The sequence below is a fragment of the Streptomyces sp. NPDC091416 genome (genome assembly GCF_044756845.1).
Lineage (GTDB): Bacteria > Actinomycetota > Actinomycetes > Streptomycetales > Streptomycetaceae > Streptomyces.
Genome location: NZ_JBIVTU010000003.1, coordinates 182415 through 199657, shown reverse-complemented (window position 1 = coordinate 199657; position 17243 = coordinate 182415). Strand labels below are relative to the sequence as shown.

The window sequence follows — 17243 nt, the reverse complement described above, 5'->3', positions numbered from 1 at the left end:
GATGACACGGATCGCAGCCGTGCACGGCACCCTGGCCCCGTACCGCCACACCCAGCGCGAGGTCACCGACATGGTGGCCCGCACCTGTCTGCCGCCCGGGGCCGACCGGCGGGTCCTGGACCGGCTCCACGAGAACGCCCGGGTGCGCAGCCGCACCATGGTGCTGCCTTTGGAGCGCTACGCGGAGCTGGACGGTTTCGGGGACGCCAACGACGTGTTCATCGAGGCGGCCGTGGACCTGGGCGCCGACGCGCTGCGCGGCGCGCTGCGGACCGCGGGGCTGCGGCCCTGCGACGTGGACCTGCTGATGTTCACCTCGGTGACCGGCGTGGCCGCTCCCTCCGTCGACGCCCGGCTCGTGGGGCGCCTCGGCCTGCGCCCGGATGTGAAACGGCTGCCGGTCTTCGGGCTCGGCTGCGTCGCCGGGGCGGCGGGCATCGCCCGGCTCCACGACTACCTGCTCGGCCGGCCCGACGACGTGGCGGTCCTGCTCTCGGTCGAGCTGTGTTCCCTCACCTTCCAGCGCGGCGACACGTCGCCCGCCAATCTGGTGGCGACCGCGCTGTTCGGCGACGGGGCCGCCGCCGTGGTGGCGCTCGGCGAGGGCAGGGCGGCCCAGGCGGGGCCCGAGGTAGTGGCCACGCGCAGCCGGATGTATCCCGATACAGGACACGTCATGGGCTGGGACATCGGCGACTCGGGCTTCAAGGTGGTGCTCGATCCGGGCGTCCCCGACGTCGTCCGCCGCCATCTGGCGGACGACGTCGGGGACTTCCTGTCCGAGCACGGGCTCAAGGCGAAGGACATCGCCCACTGGGTGTGCCACCCGGGCGGCCCCAAGGTGCTGGAGGCCGTCGCCGATGTCCTCTCGCTCCCCGACGGCGCGCTCGACGTCACCTGGCGTTCGCTGGCCGACGTGGGGAACCTGTCGTCGTCCTCGGTGCTTCACGTCCTGCGGGACACGCTGGAGCAGCGGCGGCCCGAACGGGGCTCCCCCGGGCTGCTGATGGCGATGGGGCCCGGTTTCTGCTGCGAACTGGTGCTGCTGCGCTGGTAGGTCGGAGGACACATGATCTGGTACACGGCACTGGTGCTGGCCGTGGCGGGCGAGCGCCTCGCCGAACTCTCCGTCGCCCTGCGCAACACCCGCTGGGCGCTGGCCCGGGGCGGAACCGAGTCGGGCCGCGGTCACTATCCCGCGATGGTCGCCCTGCACACGGCGCTGCTGGCGGGATGCCTGGCCGAGGCCGGACTGGCGGACCGGCCGTTCGTGCCGCTGCTCGGCTGGACGATGGTGGCCGTGGTGGTGGGCGCGCAGGCGCTGCGCTGGTGGTGCATCCGTACGCTCGGCCACCGTTGGAACACCCGGGTCATCGTGGTGCCGGGGCTGCCGCTGGTCACGGGCGGCCCGTACCGCCTGCTGCGCCACCCCAACTACGTCGCCGTCGCCGCGGAGGGGATTGCCCTGCCGCTGGTCCACGGCGCGTGGGTGACCGCGGTGCTCTTCACCGTGCTCAACGCGGCGCTCATGGCCGTACGGGTGCGGTGCGAGGAGGCGGCCCTCGCCCGTGCCGGAGGCGTTCCGGCGTGATCGATCTCCTCGTCGCGGGCGGCGGCCCGGCCGGCCTGGCGGCGGCGATCCGGGCGGCCTCGCTCGGCATGGAGACCGTCGTCGTCGAGCCCCGTGCCTTCCCCGTCGACAAGGCGTGCGGCGAGGGCATCATGCCCAGCGGGGTGGCGGCGCTGCTCGCCCTCGGCATCGAGCTGTCCGGTCATCCACTGCGCGGGATCCGTTACGTGGACGGCGCCCGGAGCGCGGCGGCGGAGTTCCGCGGCCGGGCCGGGCTCGGGGTGCGCCGGACGGCGCTGCACACCGCGCTGCACGCGCGTGCGCTGGCGCTCGGCGTCCGGATCGTGCCGGGGAAGGCTGCGGAGGTCCGCCAGAGCGATGACCGGGTCGGCGTGTGCGGGCTCACCGCCCGGTGGCTGATCGCCGCCGACGGGCTGCACTCGCCGGTCCGTCGAGGGCTCGGCCTGGAGGGGCCCGCAAGTCCCGTGCGCCGTTACGGGCTGCGCCGGCACTATCGGCTGGACCCGTGGACGGAGTTCGTGGAGGTGCACTGGTCCCGGCGCGGTGAGGCGTACGTGACGCCGCTCGGGGACGGCCTGGTGGGTGTGGCGGTACTCAGCGGGGAACGCCGGGGGTACGAGAGCCAGCTGGCGGACTTCCCCCGCCTCGCCGCCACACTGCGGGGCCGGGAGGCCGGTTCCGTGCGCGGCGCCGGGCCGCTGCGCCGGCGTGCGCGCGGCCGGCGGGCGGGTCGGGTCCTGCTGGTCGGCGACGCCGCGGGCTATGTGGACGCGCTGACCGGTGAGGGGGTCGCGCTCGCCGTGGCGACGGCCGGTGCGGCGGTGGACTCGCTCGCCGCGGGACGACCGCAGGACTACCCGGCCGGCTGGGCCCGGCTGACCCGTCGTCACCGGCTGCTCACAGCGGGTCTGCTGTCGGTGGCCCGGCGTCCTGCCACCGCACGGATGATCGTCCCGGCCGCGCACCGGGCTCCGGCCCTGTTCGGTGCCGCGGTGCGCGCGCTGCAGTAGGCGCCCCGCCGCGCCGGATTCCGCTCCGTTGCAGGCCACCGGCCCGGCGGACCACCTGCCCGTCTCCAACACCGCATGATCATCGGTAAGTTGCTGTGGCAGACTTCACCGCAGGATCGGCATCACCTCATCTGCAACGGAGCTCGCCATGACGGCAGGGACGTCCCAGCCCCCCATAGACACCAGCAGGCCGCAGTCGGCGCGCGTCTACGACGCACTCCTCGGGGGCAAGGACAACTACCCCGTCGACCAAGCTGTTGCGGAGCAACTGCCCATCGAGGCGAAGATCGGCGCCCACCAGAACCGCGCGTTCATGAACCGCGCCACGGCGTGGCTGGCCCGGGAGGGTATCGACCAGTTCCTCGACATCGGCACGGGCATTCCGACCGCGCCGAACCTCCACCAGATCGCCCAGGAGATCAACCCCGCCTCGCGGGTGGTCTACTGCGACAACGACCCCATCGTCCTGCGTCATGCCGAGGCACTGCTGATCAGCAGGCCCGAGGGTGCCACCGACTACGTCCCGGCGGACGTCCGTGAACCGGGCACCATCCTCGAGGCGGCCGACAAGGTCCTGGACTTCCGGCGTCCGGTGGCCCTGTCGATGCTCGGCCTGCTGCACTTCCTGCCCGATGACGTGGACCCGGCCGGCATCGTCCGAACCCTGACGGGCGCGCTGTCCCCGGGCAGTTATGTGGTGCTGTCCCAGGGTGCGTCCGACGTCAATCCGGAGCGCGGGCAGCAGGGGGCCGACGAGTACGACAAGGGCGGCATCCGGCTGGCGCTGCGCACCCGGGCGGAGTTCGCGCTGTTCCTGGACGGACTGGACGTCACCGAGCCGGGCCTCGTCACGGCGCCCGAGTGGTTCCGCGACACGCCCGCGCCCGAGCCCGAGCACAGCGGACTGTACGTGGCCGTCGCCCGCGTACCGTAGGAAGCGTCCGCAGAAGAAGGGATCCGCCATGGATTCGGCTCAGCACCCCGACGCCGCTTCGGTGTTCGACGCCCTCGGTGCCGACTACGAGCAGGCGTTCGGCGGATCGGCCGCGCACCACGCCTCGTTGGAGCTCCTCCTGGAACACCTCGCTCCGGGCAGCCGGGTGCTGGACGTCGGCAGCGGCACGGGCGGGCCGACCGCGCGGACGCTCGCCGACGCCGGTCACCACGTGCTCGGCGTCGATGTCTCCCCCGTCATGGTGGGCATCGCCTCCCGGCAGGTGCCCGGGGCCGAGTTCCGCTGCGCCGACGTCCGCGACCTGCCCCTGGAGGACGGGAGTTTCGACGCGGTCTGCGTGTACTTCTCGCTCCTGCAGCTGTCCCGTGCGGAGCAGACGGATGTGCTGCGCCTGGCCGCCCGGGTGCTGCGTCCCGGCGGCCATCTGGCCGTGGCGACGGTGCCGCTGGACCTGGAGGGCGTGAGCGGCACGTTCATGGACCAGCCGGTGCGGGTGACGAGTTTCGGCGAGGAGGCGTTCACCGGGGTGGTGACGGCAGCCGGATTCACGGTCCTGGAGCGGGAGAGCGTCCTGTTCACACCGGACCATCCGACGGCCGTGCCCGAGCCTCAGCTGTTCCTCCTGGCGCGCCGGACCTGACGCGGTGGCGCTGCGGGGCACGTTGCCCCGCGCGTCGCCGGGCCGCAGCCGAGAAGAATTCTTCGCGGACGTGTCACGTTTTCCCGCCGGGGCGTTTCAGTGCAGTGCCGGGCCGGCCACCGAGGCCGGCGAGAACACCCCGGCACCCGCCCGCTGAGGAGCTCCCATCATGTCCGTCGCCCACGTCGTCGTCACTCTCGTCGCTGCCGCCATGGCCGGTTACTCGGCCGGTGCCCTGCTGTTCCGTGCCCAGTGGGTCGTCCAGGCCCTGACCGACTACAGCGTCCCGCGCTCCTGGTGGACGTGGCTCGGCGCGGCGAAGGCGGCCGGGGCCGCGGGTCTGGTCGTCGGGCTGTTCGTCCCGGTCGTCGGCGTCCTGGCCGGTTCCGGGCTGGTGCTGTACTTCGCCGGGGCGGTCGTCACGGTGATCCGGGCCCGTTGGTACACGCACATTCCCTACCCGATGGTGTACGCGGCTCCGGTCGTCGGGGCCATGGTCCTCGGCCTCGCGGCCTGAACCCGGCGGCGCCTGACCGGGCGGGTCCCGGGCAGGCGCCGCCTGCGGCGAAGGCGCCTGTCGCGGGGATGCCGAACCTCTCCCGAGGACATAGCGTCCAGGTGGCTCGTACCGCCCGTCGGGAGGCGCTGATGCGGAAGACGGATCGCCCTGGGTCCAGTGCCTCCCACGGGCCCGCGCGGGAAACGGCGGGCGGCGGTGGAGCAGCCGGTTCCCGGCACACGCCGGCGTTCACCCGCACGGCCGCACGTTTCGCGTCGGCCGCGCTGCTCGCCGGCTCGCTCGCGCTCGTCGCCCCGGCCCCGTCCTCCCACGCCGCCCCTTCCCCCGTCCGGTCGTCCGGCAGCCACGGCGCCGCCGCCGAGGGGTGCGACGAGGGTCCTGCGGCGTGCCACGGCGGCGTGAAGTGGCTGTACCGGTACAGCTACGCACTGGGGCTGCATCCGTTCACCAGCCCGCACGAGGTACGCAGGCAGCTCACCGACCACTTCTGGCTGTTCCCGGTGAGCGGCGCGTGTCCGGCCCGGATCCGGCCCGCGGACGAGTGTGATCTGCTGGGCGGAAACCCGGTCCGGGTGGAGGCCGTCGGCGCCACCCGGTTGCAGATCGCAACCCTTCCCGGTCACGACCTGGGCGACGGCCTGCACATCCGCTTCGCGTTCAGCCGCACGTTCGGCTTCCACTATCTGGTCGTGAGCGCCTGGCAGGACCGGCCGACCTCCTGCACGCGGAGCACCCCGTGCGCGGTGGCGAGCCGCACGGGCGCCTGGGCGCTCTGGAAGGTGCTGTCCGCGACGCTGGCCGTCACCGCGTACGCCGCCTGACCGGTCCGGCGCCTCGCGTCCCGTGGGGGCTACGGCGCGCCGTCGCCGTCCTGCCCCTCCTCCGCCGCCGCGTCGAGTGCGGAGGTGAGCCGGTCGAGGCGGTCACGCAGTTCACTGATCTCGTCGAGGCCGAACCCGGTCGCGGCGGCGATCCGGCGAGGCACGAGCAGCGCCCGCTCACGCAGGGCGGATCCCTCGTCCGTGAGGCGCACCTGCACCGAGCGCTCGTCCCGGGCGCTCCGCTCACGACGTACCAGGCCCGCCGCCTCCAGCCGCTTCAGCAGCGGCGACAGCGTGCCGGAGTCCAGCCGCAGGTGCTGCCCGAGCGCCTTCACCGGGAGTTCGCCGTGCTCCCAGAGCACCAGCATCACGAGGTACTGGGGGTAGGTGAGCCCCAGATCCTTGAGCAGCACCCGGTAGACGCTGCCGAAGGCGCGCGAGGCGGCGTTCAGGGAGAAGCAGATCTGCTGGTCGAGGCGGAGGTAGCCGGCCTCGGGCGGGTCCTGGCGAGAGGTGCTGGGCGTGGCGGTCATGGCTTCAGCATAACGCCGGACACCCCATTTGATTGTGCACAACTGAATTGTGTGCTTCACTTCAGAGGAAGCGGCCGGACCCGCCGCGGACCATGACCTTCGAGAGGAACCGGTTTCCATGGAATCGATCTACACCGCCGTCGCCACCGCCACCCACGGCCGTGACGGCCGCGCCGTGAGCTCCGACGGCAAGCTGGACCTGCAGCTGGCCATCCCCGTGGAGATGGGCGGAAGCGGTACGGGCACGAACCCGGAGCAGCTGTTCGCCGCCGGGTACGCCGCCTGCTTCGCCAGCGCGCTCGGCCTCGTGGGCCGCCAGGCCAAGGTCGACGTCACGGACGCCGCCGTGACGGGCGAGGTCGGCATCGGCAAGCAGGGCGAGGGCTTCGGACTCGCGGTCACCCTGCGCGTGGAGCTCCCCGGGTCCGTCGACGAGGCCACCGGCCGCAAGCTGGTCGAGCAGGCTCACCAGGTGTGCCCCTACTCCAACGCGACCCGAGGCAACATCCCGGTCGAGCTCGTCATCGAGTAGCCGGGTCATCGAGCAGCGCATGCGCGGCGGCGGACCCGCGAGGGCTCCCCGGGCTCACCCGGGGAGCGAGAGCCGCCTGGACACGCGGATCGAGGACGACAGCAGCCCTTCACGGACCCGGTCCGACCGGTACATCCGGTCCGACCGGAAGGAGATGCCGAGGGACCCGACCTGATCGCCGCTGTACACGGGCACCGCGATACAGGTCGTACCCCGGGCGTACTCCTCGCGGTCCATCACCAGCGGCGCCGCCGACAACGCGTCCAGCTGCCGGAGCAGCTCCTCCGGGCGCGTGATGGTCCTGGGTGTGAGCCCGGTCAGGGAGTGCCGCGACAGATACTCGGCCCGCGCCTCCCCGTCCAGCTCCCGCAGCACGCTCTTGCCCAGGGCGGTCGCATGCCCGGCATCCTCGAAGCCCACCCAGAGGTCCACCCGCGGAGTCCTGGCGCTGTCGGCGATCTCCATGACACGGATCTCGCCCTCCTCGTACAGAGTCAGGTAGACGGCGGCCGAGAGATCGTTCCGCAGTGCGGTGAGCACGGGGCGGACACGCTCGTGCATCTCGCGGCCGTCGTGTCCGGCTCCCGGCGCGGTCCCGGTGTCGGCGAGGACGTACCCGCCGTCGCCCAGGTCGGTCACGAACCCGTCCCGGGCCAGTCCGGGCAGCAGCTCGGCCACCGTTACCGGGGGAAGCCCCGCTTCCCGGGCCAGCTGTTGCGCGGTGGCCCCGCTCCCGTGCGCCCCGACGGCCTCCAACAGGCGAAGAGCACGTCTGACGGCCGCGACAGGCTCAGGGCCGGCTTGGTCAGCCATGTCCCCAAGCATCGCCCCGGGACCCGGGAGCGGCAAGGCGTCCCCGTGCGCAGGGCACCGGGGAGCACCCTCGCACGAGGACGCCGTCCGGCCGGCGCGGCCCCGGACCGCCCGCCTCGCCCATCCCGCCCGGAACCGGTGGACGCCCCGGCGGGCGGGCCACAGCGGCCCGCCCGCCGCCTCGGGGCGGCCTGTGCCCGCGGGTCCGGCGTCGTCCCGGTCGGCGTCGGCCCGCCGTTGCCCGTTCCTTACGCACCGGAGGCGGCACGGCCCCGTCGCCGTACCGCCTCCGCCCGCCGCCTGGCCCTCCCCGGCCGGAACAGCGCTGCCGATTGCCGTCAGCCGCTGTAGACGCCGACCTCCTGGAGCGAGTAACCCCATGTGGTGCCACGCTCCAGGCCGTGCATGCGTACGTAGCGCGCTTGAGCCGGGGTGAACCGTGCTGTGTCCAGGCCGCCGTCACCCGTGGCCGTGGACCACGCCGTCTGCCAGTTGCTGCCGTCCAGCGACAGCTCGACCCGGTAGGACTTCGCGTATGCCGCCTCCCAGTCGAGGGTGACGCGCCCGACCGGCTTCGCTGATCCGAGGTCGATCTGCAGCCACTGGTCGTTCGTCCACTCGCTGGCCCAGCGAGTGCCCTCGTCACCGTCCACGGCGCGGCCGGGAGCATAGCTGACGGCCGGGTTCCACCACTGCGACGTGGACGCCGAGGCGGTCGCACCCGAGGCCAGATTCGCCCCGGACGTGTGCTTCTCGGCGTTCCCCCAGGTACGCAGGTAGGACTCGGCGCCCGTGAAGAGGTCGTCCACGACACCCTGGCCGCCGACGATGCGGATGTCCTCGATCCAGTCCGGGACCATGCCGTAGTGCGCGGCACCGTCGGTGTTGAAGTCCCACGTGCGCTCGCCGGTGGTCTGCTTCTCGATCACCGAACCGCCGTCCGTACTGCGGAAGGGGTACCGCACCGGGTCGGGGACGTCCCCGCCCCGCGGGGCGGGCCAGCCACCGACCCCGTTCATGTCGGTGCCGTAGCCGTAGCCGACCTGGTACTTCTCCCGTAGCGCCTCCGTACGTGCGGCCTCCGCACTGAACGCCGCGGAGCCACTCATGTACTGGGCGGCGAACCCGCCGAGCTTGTAGAGCCGCTCGGTCCAGCCCAGGTCCATCCAGCTGTGCGAGGAGATGACGCCCGGGTACGACGCGGACTCGAGGACGTCGAAGGCCTGGTCCGCGGCCTTGACGCTCATGTGGTCGAGCTCCAGCATCATGTGGCGCTTCATCATCCCGCGTACCGCGTACTCCCCCAGGCCGGTCAGTCCGCGGGTGTTGCACTGCGCACCCGAGGCGTACGCGGGGACCGACACCCCGCTCGGCAGCAGCTTCTGCGCCTGCGCCGCCACCGCGTTGCCGATGGGGTTGTCGTGCTGCTGGCCGCGGCAGGCCTCCGTCTTCCAGAAGGTGCCGGTCGACAGGAACTGGCCCACGTTGATGGCCGTACCGAGTGCGCCGGAGTCGTAGCGCACCCCGCACAGGGCGTTGTCGAACTTGTGGCACAGGAACATGCTGCTCACGCCCAGTTCCTGCAACTCGTCCAGGCCCCGGTCGATGTCCTCCTTGCCGCACTGCGCGATGTCCAGGATCTGCTTGCAGCCGAAGGGCTCGGACGTCTCGACCCCCAGGACCACAGCCAGTTTGCCCTGCTCGATGACCTCACGGGCCTGGGCGCTGCCGGTGACGATCCGGAACCAGCCCTTGCCGGGGCCGCCGTACATCTTGTCGATGAAGGCCTGCATGTCGTACGACTTCTTCGCCTCAAGACGGATGGCGGTCATCTCGTCGCAGCTGCGGTCCTTGAAGAAGTAGACCGAGCAGATCACGCCGTTAGTCACGAGGTCGTTGACGAGAACCCGCTGGCCGCCGCGCCAGGCCCGCTCGATATTGGCGTAGTAGTTCTGCTGGTGGGTCAGCGAGTCATGAGCGGGCCAGTCCTTGAAGGTGGGCCAGCCGTCGGGGTCATGCCTGCCGTCGCCGCCCTTGGTGACGAAGTCGAAGACGGCGAGCGAGCCGTCGGGATAGTGCTCGGGGCAGTCCTTGAGCGCGTCGGCGACGCCCTGCTCCGAGAACGGCTTGCCACAGATCAGCCGGCCGCCGAAGCCCTCGTTGGACATGATGTGGTCGTGGGCGTCGACGAAGCCTCTTACGCGGCCCTGGGCGTCTGCGCCTTTGAAGGGCTCGCCCGTGACGTCGATCTGCGCGTCCGGCGCGGGCCGCGCGGTCGGGTTCCACCAGCCGAGGTCCGGCGCCGCCGCGGAGCTGGGCATCGGACCGAGTACCAGGGACAGCACGGCGAGGAGCAGTGACGCCACCGTGAGGGATCTGAATCTGCGGCGCGGAGTTCGAGCCATGGTCATCACTCACTTCGATTGACATGTCCACTGAAGTTACTGACGAGTTATCAGAATCGCGACCACGGCCGGCGGAGTCAACGGTCCGGACAGAGAAACATGAGAGATTCTCATCTTTGGCGGACCCCGGTCCGGTCCGTCCGTCAGGCCACGCTGCGGATGCGGCTGACGAGGAGTCCGCCGGCAAGGATGACCAGGGCCGCGGTGGCATAGAGGCCGGTGTAGCCGCCGAGGTGGGTGATGACCGGCGAGGCGACGGCGGGGGCGAGGACCTGCGGGCCGGAGTTGGCGATGTTGATGACGCCGAGGTCCTTGGCGCGGTCGGTCGCCTCGGGCAGGACCTGGGTGACCAGGGCCTGGTCGACGGCCAGGTAGATGCCGTACCCCGCGCCGAGGACCGCCGCGGCGGCGAGGGCGGACGGCCAGGTGTGGAGCGCGGCGAGCAGCACTGCCGCTGCGGCCATGACCAGCGAACAGAGGACGACGAAGACCTTGCGGCGCCCGAGGCGGTCGGACAGGACACCGGACGGAATGGCAGTGAGCGCGGCGCAGAGGGTGTAGATCACCGTGAGGACCAGGACGCCGGTGCCGGGGTCGTCGTAGTGGACGGCGTCGGTGAGGAAGTAGAACAGGTACAGGGTGCCGAGGGCGTTGCCGAGGTTGATCAGGAAACGGGTGAGCCAGGCCCAGCCGAAGTCGGGGTGCCGGCGGGGACTCACCCAGAGCGAGCGGGCGAAGGCCCTGGCGTCGAAGGCGGGGCACAGTGCCCGGGTCAGGGGCGGCTCGGAGTGGCGGAGCACGAAGGGAAGGGCGAGTGCGACGGTGAGCACGGCGAGGGTGACGTAGCCGGACCGGACACCGGTGATGAGCAGTGTGGTGATCAGCGCGCCGACGACGAGGCCGAAGGACTGCGTGATCCCGGTCCAGCCGGAGACCTGGGCGCGTTGAGTGAGCGGTACCCGGTCGGCGATCGGGGTGGTGACTCCGGCCAGCATCGCGTTCAGGCCCGCCTGTGCGAGGCACCAGCCGACGGCGACCCCGGCCACGGTGTGCTGCGTGGCGGTGATCGACAGTCCCGCCGCCCCGGCAAGGGCGCCGCCGAGAATCCACGGCCGTCGGCGGCCGAACCTGCTCGTGGTGCGGTCCGACCATGCGCCGGCAAGCGGGTTGGCAAGCACCGCGACGAGTGCGCCGAGGCCGGTGACGAGCGAGAGCGCGTCGTTCTTGTCATGCGGATCGATGTGCTGCAGCTGGAGAGGCAGCAGGATTTGAATGGGGGTCATGAACGCCATGAAGACGGCCAGCGTGGCCAGCGAGAGGTCCACCGTCCACATGGCCTTGACCGGGACGGCGGGCTCGGCGAAGACGGCGGCGTCGTCCGCCGCGGAGGCAGGTGACATCACGGCTCCGCCGCTCAGGACCGCTGGGAGGCGATCAGGCCGCGGTACCACTCGAAGCTCGCCCGGGGCGTGCGTCGCAGGGTGGCGAAGTCGACCTCGACCAGACCGAAACGCTGGTGATAGCCCTCGGCCCACTCGAAGTTGTCGAGCAACGACCAGGTGAAGTAGCCGCGCACGTCCACCCCTCGGGCCAGGGCAACGGCGACCGCGTCGATGTGCCCGGCGAGGTACTCGATACGCGCCCGGTCGTGCAGTCCGGACGGCTGCGAGCAGCCGTTCTCGGTGATCCAGACCGGCGGGAGGCCGGTGCCGTAGCGGGCCTTGAGACCGGTGAGCAGCTCCGTGAGCCCATCGGGAACAACCGGCCAGCCGAACGCGGTCCGCTGGTACGGCTCCGCGGGCTCGGCCAGGTCGAAGGGAAGCGCGGCGGCGGGATCGGCCGGGGCGGTGACCCAGGTGGGGTTGTAGTAGTTGACGCCCAGTCCGTCCAGCGGTGCGGCGATCGTGGCGAGATCGCCGTCGCGCACCACTCCTCCCCAGCTCGGGTCGGTCATGCCGTAGGCCGAAAGGTCGGGATAACTCCCCAACAGCAGGGGATCGTTGAAGAGCCGGTTGTGCAAGACGTCATAGGCCGAGGCGGCCGCCACGTCCTTGACGTGGCGGGCGTCATGGCGCAGACGGACGGGCGTGCAGTTGTTGGCGATCAGTATCCGTCCGCCCGGAACGGCGGCCCGCAGCGCCGCGGTCGCCAGGCCATGGCCGAGCAGTTGGTGATGGGCGACCGGCAGTGCGTCCAGCATCAGTGCGCGGCCCGGGGCGTGGACGCCGAAGCCGTAGCCGAAGGACATGTGGACGAAGGGCTCGTTGAGGGTGATCCACCGCTTGACCCGGTCGCCGAGCCGTTCCGCGACCACGGCCGCGTACTCGGCGAAACGGTAGGCGGTCCCGCGGTTCAGCCATCCTCCGCCCTCGTCCTCCAGGGCCTGCGGCAGGTCCCAGTGGAACAGGGTGGGTACGGGCTCGATCCCGGCCCCGAGCAGCGCGTCGACCAGGCGGTCGTAGAAATCCAGTCCGCGCGGTTCGATCCTTCCCGCGCCGGCGGGCATCACGCGGGGCCAGGAGACCGAGAAGCGGTACGCGTCGAGCCCGAGGCGGCGCATCAGCGTGACGTCCTCGTCGAACCTGTGGTGGTGGTCGCAGGCGATGTCGCCCGTGTGGCCGTCACGTACGGCCCCGGGGCGCCGCACGAAGGTGTCCCAGATGGACGCCCCCTTGCCGTCCTCGTCGGCGGCACCCTCGATCTGGTACGCGGCGGTCGAGGCGCCCCAGACGAAGTCGTCCGGGAGCCGGGGAAGTCCGGTGGCATCGGTGGAGCTCGTCGTCACTGGGGCCTGCCTTCATGGGTGATGCGCGAGTCGCCCGGGCCGGGCCGCCCCGAGCGGCCCCGGAACCTCTGCCGACGGGCACTCTTCGCACCCCAACGGCAGCCCGGCGGCGGCTGTTTGTCACCGGGCACGCCGTCCGAAGTGGGCCGCACCATAACATGAACTTCTGTTCACGTTCTATGGCGCGGGCCCGGCCACGGCCTGGCCGGCGGAGAGGGGAACCCGGGTGGCGCCGGGCTCGGCCGGTGCGTGTTGCGGGCGGGGCCGGCCGGGGCGAAGGCCGTGTCACACCGCCCGGGAGGGCGGGCCGGTCAGCGGCGTTACCGGCCCGCCCGGCAGCCCGGTACCGCGGCCCGGTCCCCCACGAGCCGCCCAACGCCTCGGCTCACCCCTCCGCGGCCGTCAGCCGGCCCCGCAGATCCGCCCAGTAGGCGTTCAGCATCCGCTTGAGTTCGTCCACGGTCTCCAGGTCCGGCTCGCCGTCGCTCCTGAACACCTCGTGCAGCACGGCGTTGGCGGCCCACACCACCATCCGCGTCGCCCGTCGCACCCGCTGACCGCCGGACCCGCCTGTCAGCTGCTCGACGATGCCCTGGAGGCCCTCGGCGATGTACATGTTGCTCGCCTCGTCGGCCCGGGCCAGCTCGGGGCTGAGGTGCCGCCCCGCCCACAGAGCCATGCCGCCCGTCTGAGACCGGAACAGGTCGGCGTAGACGCCGACCATCTCCCCGACGGGGTCTGACAGTTCGTCTTCGACCGCACGCTCGACGAGCTCGTCGATGGCGGCCTTGAAGACGTCGAGATACCGCCCGCCCAGCGCGTCCACGACGGCGCTCTTGTCCGCGTAGAACTGGTAGATGCTGCCGACGGGCGTGCCCGCCTCCTCGGCGATCCGCCGCATCGTCAGCGCCTCGTACCCGTCCCGGGAAAGGATCCGGTCGGCCGCGGCAAGGATGGCCTCGGCCCGGGCCCGGCTCCGTGCCTGCTGAGGCCGCCTCCGCAACGGCCCCCGAGAGACCGGCTGCGGCTCGCCTGCTTCCGTCACCACGCCCCCGCTCGTCCGATGACGCGAACGTAACACGCAGCCTCGGAGCGGCACGCCACGCCGAAACCTGCCTGCCGGGGCGGTCCGACCGGCTTCGGCACCGCCGTCCACCCCGCACCGGACCCAGGCTCGGATCCCGGCGAACGAGTACGGGGCAGCGTCGCAGGCAGCACTGCCAAGCCGCCCGAGCACCTACGGCCAGGGCTCCACAAGCGAAGGGGAACCGCTCCGGGGCCGCCTGCGCCGCGCGCAGCCCGGAACACCCGCGGCGACGAGCGGGCGGAACGGCTGGATCGCCACCCGGACCCGACTATTCAGGTTAGGCTAAGCTAACTTCTCGAACGGGGTGGGGCAGACATGACACCGGTCGTCACAGATCGCGTGAACCCGGACACGGATGCGTCGACCGGGTCGGCGGCCGGACCGGCCGGACCGGCAGAACCACGGCGCCGCGTGGTCGTCGTCAAGTTCGGCGGTAACGCGATGGTGGACGCGGGCCTGCAACGCCTCTTCGCCCAGGATGTCGTGGAGCTGTGGCACGCGGGGTTTCACCCGGTCGTCGTGCACGGTGGCGGGCCCCAGATCAGTGCGATGCTCGAACGCCTCGGCCTGGAGAGCCACTTCGAGGCGGGTCTGCGCGTGACCACGGCGGAAGCCATGGACGTGGTGCGCATGGTCCTGTCCGGCCGCGTCCAGCGGGAAGTGGTCGGCCAGATCAACGCCCACGGGCCCTTCGCCGTGGGCATGACCGGCGAGGACGCGCACACGTTGACGGCGGTGCGGCGACCCGCCTATGTGGACGGCCGCCCGGTGGACATCGGTCTCGTCGGTGACATCGTGGACGTGAACCCCGGCATGATGCGCGCACTCCTGGAACAGGGCCACATCCCGGTGGTGTCCCCCGTGGCCCGGGGCGACGACGGGCAGGTCTACAACGTCAACGCCGACCTCGCGGCATCGGCCCTGGCCGTGGCCCTCGGAGCGGAACGGCTGGTGATGCTCACCGACGTGGCGGGGCTGTACGCGGACTGGCCCCACAGCACCGAGGTGATCAGGCACCTGACGGCCGACGCGCTCGACGAACTGCTGCCGGGACTGGCGAGCGGGATGCTGCCGAAGATGGAGGGATGCCTGCGGGCCGTCCGCGGCGGCGTGCGCAGGGCGCAGGTGCTCGACGGCCGGGTGCCGCATGCGGTCCTGCGGGCCGTCCTCGACGAGGACGGCCCGGGCACCACCGTGGTGGCCGGGGACACCGTGACGGCCGCCGGCGCCACGAGGCCGGCGCCGGCACGGACCACGGCCTGACCGGAGCGTGGTGACCGGCGACGTATCACCGAGTCCGGTGGCGGGGAGCCGTGACTCCCCGCCACCGGCACCGCCGCCTCACACGGCCCTGGCGAGAACCCGCGCGCCGCGCCGGGGGTCCAGCGACTCCGCCCACGACCGGGGCGCCGTGGACGGGACCGCGGGCCCGAACCCGTACCGCTCGAACAGCCGCCCGTCGCCGGTCGTCGCGGTGAACAGCGCACCGAGCGAGCGGGACCGGGCCAGGGCCAGCGCGGCGCTCAGCAGCACGGACCCGACCCCGCACCCCTGCCGACGCTCCGCCACGCAGAAGTTGTACAGAACACCCGTCGGCGCGCCGCCCGGCACCGGACCGGCCGGATACACGGTCAGACCCACGCATCCGTCGAGCCGGCCGCCCGGGGACTCCGCCACCAGGAAGTCGCCCGCATGGGCGGCATAGAGCGAGAGAGGGCGCTCCCGCAGCGCTCCCGCCCGGACGAAGGGTCCGGACAGGGCGACGAGCCGGCCGGCGTCCTCGGCACGGGCGAAGCGTACGGAGGGCGCCGGCGCACGGAACGCCTGTGCCTCAGGGGCGGGACGCGGCAGGGCCGTGGTCAACGCATTCCTTCCCGGGTTCCACGAGTGGGCAGCACAGCCGACCGGGTGCACGAGCGCCGGCATCGCGGGCTGCGGACCGGTCCTGGGCCGGTCATGCCTCCGCGGACACGACGAGGGAACGGGGCCTGAGATCCGTCCAGTTGGCCTCGACGAAGTCCAGGCACGCCTCCCGGCTGCTCTCGTCGAGGGCGATCGTCCAGCCGCCGGGCACGTCCGCGAAGGACGGCCACAGCGAGTGCTGGCCCTCGTCGTTCACCAGGACCAGGAACCGGCCGTCGGGGTCGTCGAACGGGTTGGTGCTCATGTGTCAGTACCTCCTCGGGTCCGACGGGCCGGTGCAGCCGCGTCGAGCATGTGCTTCTGGCCGCCGGCGGGCCGGCGGAGCTCACCGGAACGGGCCCGGAGAGCGGTGGGGATGATGTGCCAGAGATCTGGAAGGAGCAACCCAACTTAGGTTAGGCTCGCCTAATTGCTCAGAGCTTAGCTCTTTCCCTCCCCCTCTCACAAGGAGACGTTCATGCCCCCGGTGACCGAACGGATCCGTACCGAGAGCGACTTCATCGGATTCGGACTGACCGGCGCTCCCGGCACCGACGCGTTCTGGGCGGCGGCGCGCACACCCGCGTCGGTACCCGCCGCCAACGGCGGCTGGCTGTCCCTGTTCCTCTGGCGCGGCTCTCCGGCGACCGTCGACTTCGAGAGCTGGTCGGGTCCGGTCCCGCTGCGCCGGTGGCGCGACACCGACTGCTGGTACGCCGAAGTACCCATGCCCGAACGGCTCCGCGTGACCTATCGGTTCCTCGTGGACGAGACGCCGCACGCGGATCCGTTCAACCCGGCCGGCGCCGGAATGGACCGTTCCGTCGCCGCGACCCCGGACGTCCCCGCCCAGCCGCACTGGCCCATGGTCGGCGCCGACGACGTGCTCCCCGTTCCGCACACCCGGCTCCGCTGGAACAGCGAACGGCTGGGCGGCCGGCGCACGGTGCGCATCCACCCGGCGGGCGGCGGCGGACCGGTCGTCCTGCTGCTGGACGGGGACGACTGGCTCTACCTGCATCCGGCCATGGCGGCGTTCGACTCGGCGGTCGCGGCAGGCGAGATGCCGCCCGTCACGCTCGTCTTCCTGCCGGCCAAGGACCGGGTCGCCGAGTTCGCGGCGGGGTCCGGGCTGTGGGAGGCCGTCCGGGACGAACTGCTGCCGCTCGTCGCGGAGTCCGGAGTGCGGGCGGACCCGGACCGGCTGGTGGTGGCCGGGCAGAGCCTCGGCGGCCTCAGCGCGGTGAACGCGGCACTGGACTTCCCGGAGCTGGTCTCCCGGGTGGCCTGCCAGTCGGGCTCGTTCTGGTGGGCACCCGGAGCGCCGGACCTGGCGGACCCGCTCGGCGGCCCGGCCGGCGGCTCCGTCGCCGGGCGGCTGCGGGAGCGCCCGGACCTGACCGGACTGCGGATCGCGTTCGACGTCGGGGAGCACGAGACGCGGATGCTCCCCCACTGCCGGCTGGTCGAGACCCTGACCGAAGAGGCGGGCGCGACGGTACGGGTGTCACGGTCGGCATCCGGACACGACCGGGCAGGCTGGCGGCACGCCCTGCTGAGGGATGTCGCCTGGGCGCTCGGCGGGCCTCTCCGGGCCCCGGGCACCCACCCGGACGCCCCTGCGGTGTCCTGAGGCTCCGGAGTCGCCG

General features: G+C 72.1%; 18 protein-coding genes. 10 read left to right on the top strand and 8 right to left on the bottom strand.

Annotation, left to right across the window (positions count from 1 at the left end; all coding sequences use genetic code 11):
• Nucleotide 1: 1 nt before the first annotated feature.
• The 7 genes from ACIQMX_RS11570 (at nt 2) to ACIQMX_RS11540 (ending at nt 5537) form a co-directional block, all read left to right on the top strand.
• A complete protein-coding gene (locus ACIQMX_RS11570) occupies nt 2-1057 on the top strand; it encodes a type III polyketide synthase (RefSeq protein ID WP_402476816.1) in 1056 nt (351 codons plus the stop codon).
• A 12-nt stretch (nt 1058-1069) separates the two neighbouring features.
• Nucleotides 1070-1591, top strand: coding sequence for an isoprenylcysteine carboxyl methyltransferase family protein (locus ACIQMX_RS11565; protein ID WP_363072149.1), 522 nt, complete (start codon nt 1070-1072; stop codon nt 1589-1591).
• Nucleotides 1588-2601 carry an FAD-dependent monooxygenase gene (locus ACIQMX_RS11560; RefSeq protein WP_363072145.1) on the top strand — a complete coding sequence of 338 codons (1014 nt, stop codon included), beginning with the start codon at nt 1588-1590 and terminating at the stop codon, nt 2599-2601. Before ACIQMX_RS11565 ends, ACIQMX_RS11560 begins: the two co-directional genes overlap by 4 nt.
• Nucleotides 2602-2749: 148 nt before the next feature.
• Nucleotides 2750-3535: an SAM-dependent methyltransferase gene (locus ACIQMX_RS11555; protein ID WP_363072143.1), complete on the top strand. Its 786-nt coding sequence runs from the start codon at nt 2750-2752 to the stop codon at nt 3533-3535.
• 28 nt (nt 3536-3563) lie between these two features.
• Nucleotides 3564-4196: a class I SAM-dependent methyltransferase gene (locus ACIQMX_RS11550; RefSeq protein WP_363072141.1), complete on the top strand. Its 633-nt coding sequence runs from the start codon at nt 3564-3566 to the stop codon at nt 4194-4196.
• Between the two features lie 169 nt (nt 4197-4365).
• Nucleotides 4366-4713: a DoxX family protein gene (locus ACIQMX_RS11545; RefSeq protein ID WP_363072139.1), complete on the top strand. Its 348-nt coding sequence runs from the start codon at nt 4366-4368 to the stop codon at nt 4711-4713.
• A 131-nt stretch (nt 4714-4844) separates the two neighbouring features.
• Nucleotides 4845-5537: a hypothetical protein gene (locus ACIQMX_RS11540; RefSeq protein ID WP_402476812.1), complete on the top strand. Its 693-nt coding sequence runs from the start codon at nt 4845-4847 to the stop codon at nt 5535-5537.
• 29 nt (nt 5538-5566) lie between these two features.
• Here ACIQMX_RS11540 and ACIQMX_RS11535 read toward each other — a convergent pair whose 3' ends face one another.
• Nucleotides 5567-6070, bottom strand: coding sequence for a MarR family winged helix-turn-helix transcriptional regulator (locus ACIQMX_RS11535; RefSeq protein WP_402476809.1), 504 nt, complete (start codon nt 6068-6070; stop codon nt 5567-5569).
• A gap of 118 nt (nt 6071-6188) precedes the next feature.
• Here ACIQMX_RS11535 and ACIQMX_RS11530 point away from each other — a divergent pair, with 118 nt between their 5' ends.
• Nucleotides 6189-6602 (top strand): organic hydroperoxide resistance protein, encoded by a 414-nt coding sequence (locus ACIQMX_RS11530; RefSeq protein WP_402476806.1) that lies wholly within the window; start codon nt 6189-6191, stop codon nt 6600-6602.
• Nucleotides 6603-6656: 54 nt separating this feature from the next.
• On the opposite strand, the gene ACIQMX_RS11525 is transcribed toward ACIQMX_RS11530, so the two are convergent.
• The 5 genes from ACIQMX_RS11525 to ACIQMX_RS11505 form a co-directional block, all read right to left on the bottom strand.
• Nucleotides 6657-7415: an IclR family transcriptional regulator gene (locus tag ACIQMX_RS11525; RefSeq protein WP_402476804.1), complete on the bottom strand. Its 759-nt coding sequence runs from the start codon at nt 7413-7415 to the stop codon at nt 6657-6659.
• A 338-nt stretch (nt 7416-7753) separates the two neighbouring features.
• Complete coding sequence (locus tag ACIQMX_RS11520) at nt 7754-9826, bottom strand: discoidin domain-containing protein (protein WP_402476801.1); 2073 nt, start codon at nt 9824-9826, stop codon at nt 7754-7756.
• Nucleotides 9827-9963: 137 nt separating this feature from the next.
• The gene (locus ACIQMX_RS11515) at nt 9964-11220 is read right to left on the bottom strand and encodes an MFS transporter (RefSeq protein ID WP_402476798.1); all 1257 of its coding nucleotides are present in this window, start codon (nt 11218-11220) and stop codon (nt 9964-9966) included.
• A gap of 14 nt (nt 11221-11234) precedes the next feature.
• Nucleotides 11235-12605, bottom strand: a complete 1371-nt coding sequence (locus ACIQMX_RS11510) for a GH1 family beta-glucosidase (protein ID WP_402476795.1) — start codon at nt 12603-12605, stop codon at nt 11235-11237.
• A gap of 385 nt (nt 12606-12990) precedes the next feature.
• Complete coding sequence (locus tag ACIQMX_RS11505; RefSeq protein WP_402476792.1) at nt 12991-13653, bottom strand: TetR/AcrR family transcriptional regulator; 663 nt, start codon at nt 13651-13653, stop codon at nt 12991-12993.
• A 354-nt stretch (nt 13654-14007) separates the two neighbouring features.
• Between ACIQMX_RS11505 and argB the strand changes: the two genes are divergently transcribed.
• Complete coding sequence (argB, locus tag ACIQMX_RS11500) at nt 14008-14955, top strand: acetylglutamate kinase (protein ID WP_402476789.1); 948 nt, start codon at nt 14008-14010, stop codon at nt 14953-14955.
• A 78-nt stretch (nt 14956-15033) separates the two neighbouring features.
• Here the strand turns inward: argB and ACIQMX_RS11495 are convergent, their stop codons facing one another.
• Nucleotides 15034-15555: a GNAT family N-acetyltransferase gene (locus ACIQMX_RS11495; protein WP_402476786.1), complete on the bottom strand. Its 522-nt coding sequence runs from the start codon at nt 15553-15555 to the stop codon at nt 15034-15036.
• Between the two features lie 91 nt (nt 15556-15646).
• Nucleotides 15647-15859 carry an MbtH family protein gene (locus ACIQMX_RS11490; protein ID WP_363072117.1) on the bottom strand — a complete coding sequence of 71 codons (213 nt, stop codon included), beginning with the start codon at nt 15857-15859 and terminating at the stop codon, nt 15647-15649.
• Nucleotides 15860-16072: 213 nt separating this feature from the next.
• On the opposite strand from ACIQMX_RS11490, the gene ACIQMX_RS11485 reads away from it, so the two are divergent.
• Complete coding sequence (locus ACIQMX_RS11485) at nt 16073-17227, top strand: alpha/beta hydrolase-fold protein (protein WP_402476783.1); 1155 nt, start codon at nt 16073-16075, stop codon at nt 17225-17227.
• Nucleotides 17228-17243: the final 16 nt, after the last annotated feature.

Excerpts from the sequence above, each read along its gene's own strand:
- ACIQMX_RS11540 (WP_402476812.1), top strand. The coding sequence starts at position 4,845 with ATGCGGAAGACGGATCGCCCTGGGTCCAGTGCCTCCCACGGGCCCGCG.
- ACIQMX_RS11550 (WP_363072141.1), top strand. The coding sequence starts at position 3,564 with ATGGATTCGGCTCAGCACCCCGACGCCGCTTCGGTGTTCGACGCCCTC.
- argB (WP_402476789.1), top strand. The coding sequence starts at position 14,008 with ATGACACCGGTCGTCACAGATCGCGTGAACCCGGACACGGATGCGTCG.
- ACIQMX_RS11545 (WP_363072139.1), top strand. The coding sequence starts at position 4,366 with ATGTCCGTCGCCCACGTCGTCGTCACTCTCGTCGCTGCCGCCATGGCC.
- ACIQMX_RS11515 (WP_402476798.1), bottom strand. The coding sequence starts at position 11,220 with ATGTCACCTGCCTCCGCGGCGGACGACGCCGCCGTCTTCGCCGAGCCC.
- ACIQMX_RS11525 (WP_402476804.1), bottom strand. The coding sequence starts at position 7,415 with ATGGCTGACCAAGCCGGCCCTGAGCCTGTCGCGGCCGTCAGACGTGCT.
- ACIQMX_RS11555 (WP_363072143.1), top strand. The coding sequence starts at position 2,750 with ATGACGGCAGGGACGTCCCAGCCCCCCATAGACACCAGCAGGCCGCAG.
- ACIQMX_RS11520 (WP_402476801.1), bottom strand. The coding sequence starts at position 9,826 with ATGACCATGGCTCGAACTCCGCGCCGCAGATTCAGATCCCTCACGGTG.
- ACIQMX_RS11485 (WP_402476783.1), top strand. The coding sequence starts at position 16,073 with ATGCCCCCGGTGACCGAACGGATCCGTACCGAGAGCGACTTCATCGGA.
- ACIQMX_RS11570 (WP_402476816.1), top strand. The coding sequence starts at position 2 with ATGACACGGATCGCAGCCGTGCACGGCACCCTGGCCCCGTACCGCCAC.
- ACIQMX_RS11490 (WP_363072117.1), bottom strand. The coding sequence starts at position 15,859 with ATGAGCACCAACCCGTTCGACGACCCCGACGGCCGGTTCCTGGTCCTG.
- ACIQMX_RS11535 (WP_402476809.1), bottom strand. The coding sequence starts at position 6,070 with ATGACCGCCACGCCCAGCACCTCTCGCCAGGACCCGCCCGAGGCCGGC.
- ACIQMX_RS11565 (WP_363072149.1), top strand. The coding sequence starts at position 1,070 with ATGATCTGGTACACGGCACTGGTGCTGGCCGTGGCGGGCGAGCGCCTC.
- ACIQMX_RS11530 (WP_402476806.1), top strand. The coding sequence starts at position 6,189 with ATGGAATCGATCTACACCGCCGTCGCCACCGCCACCCACGGCCGTGAC.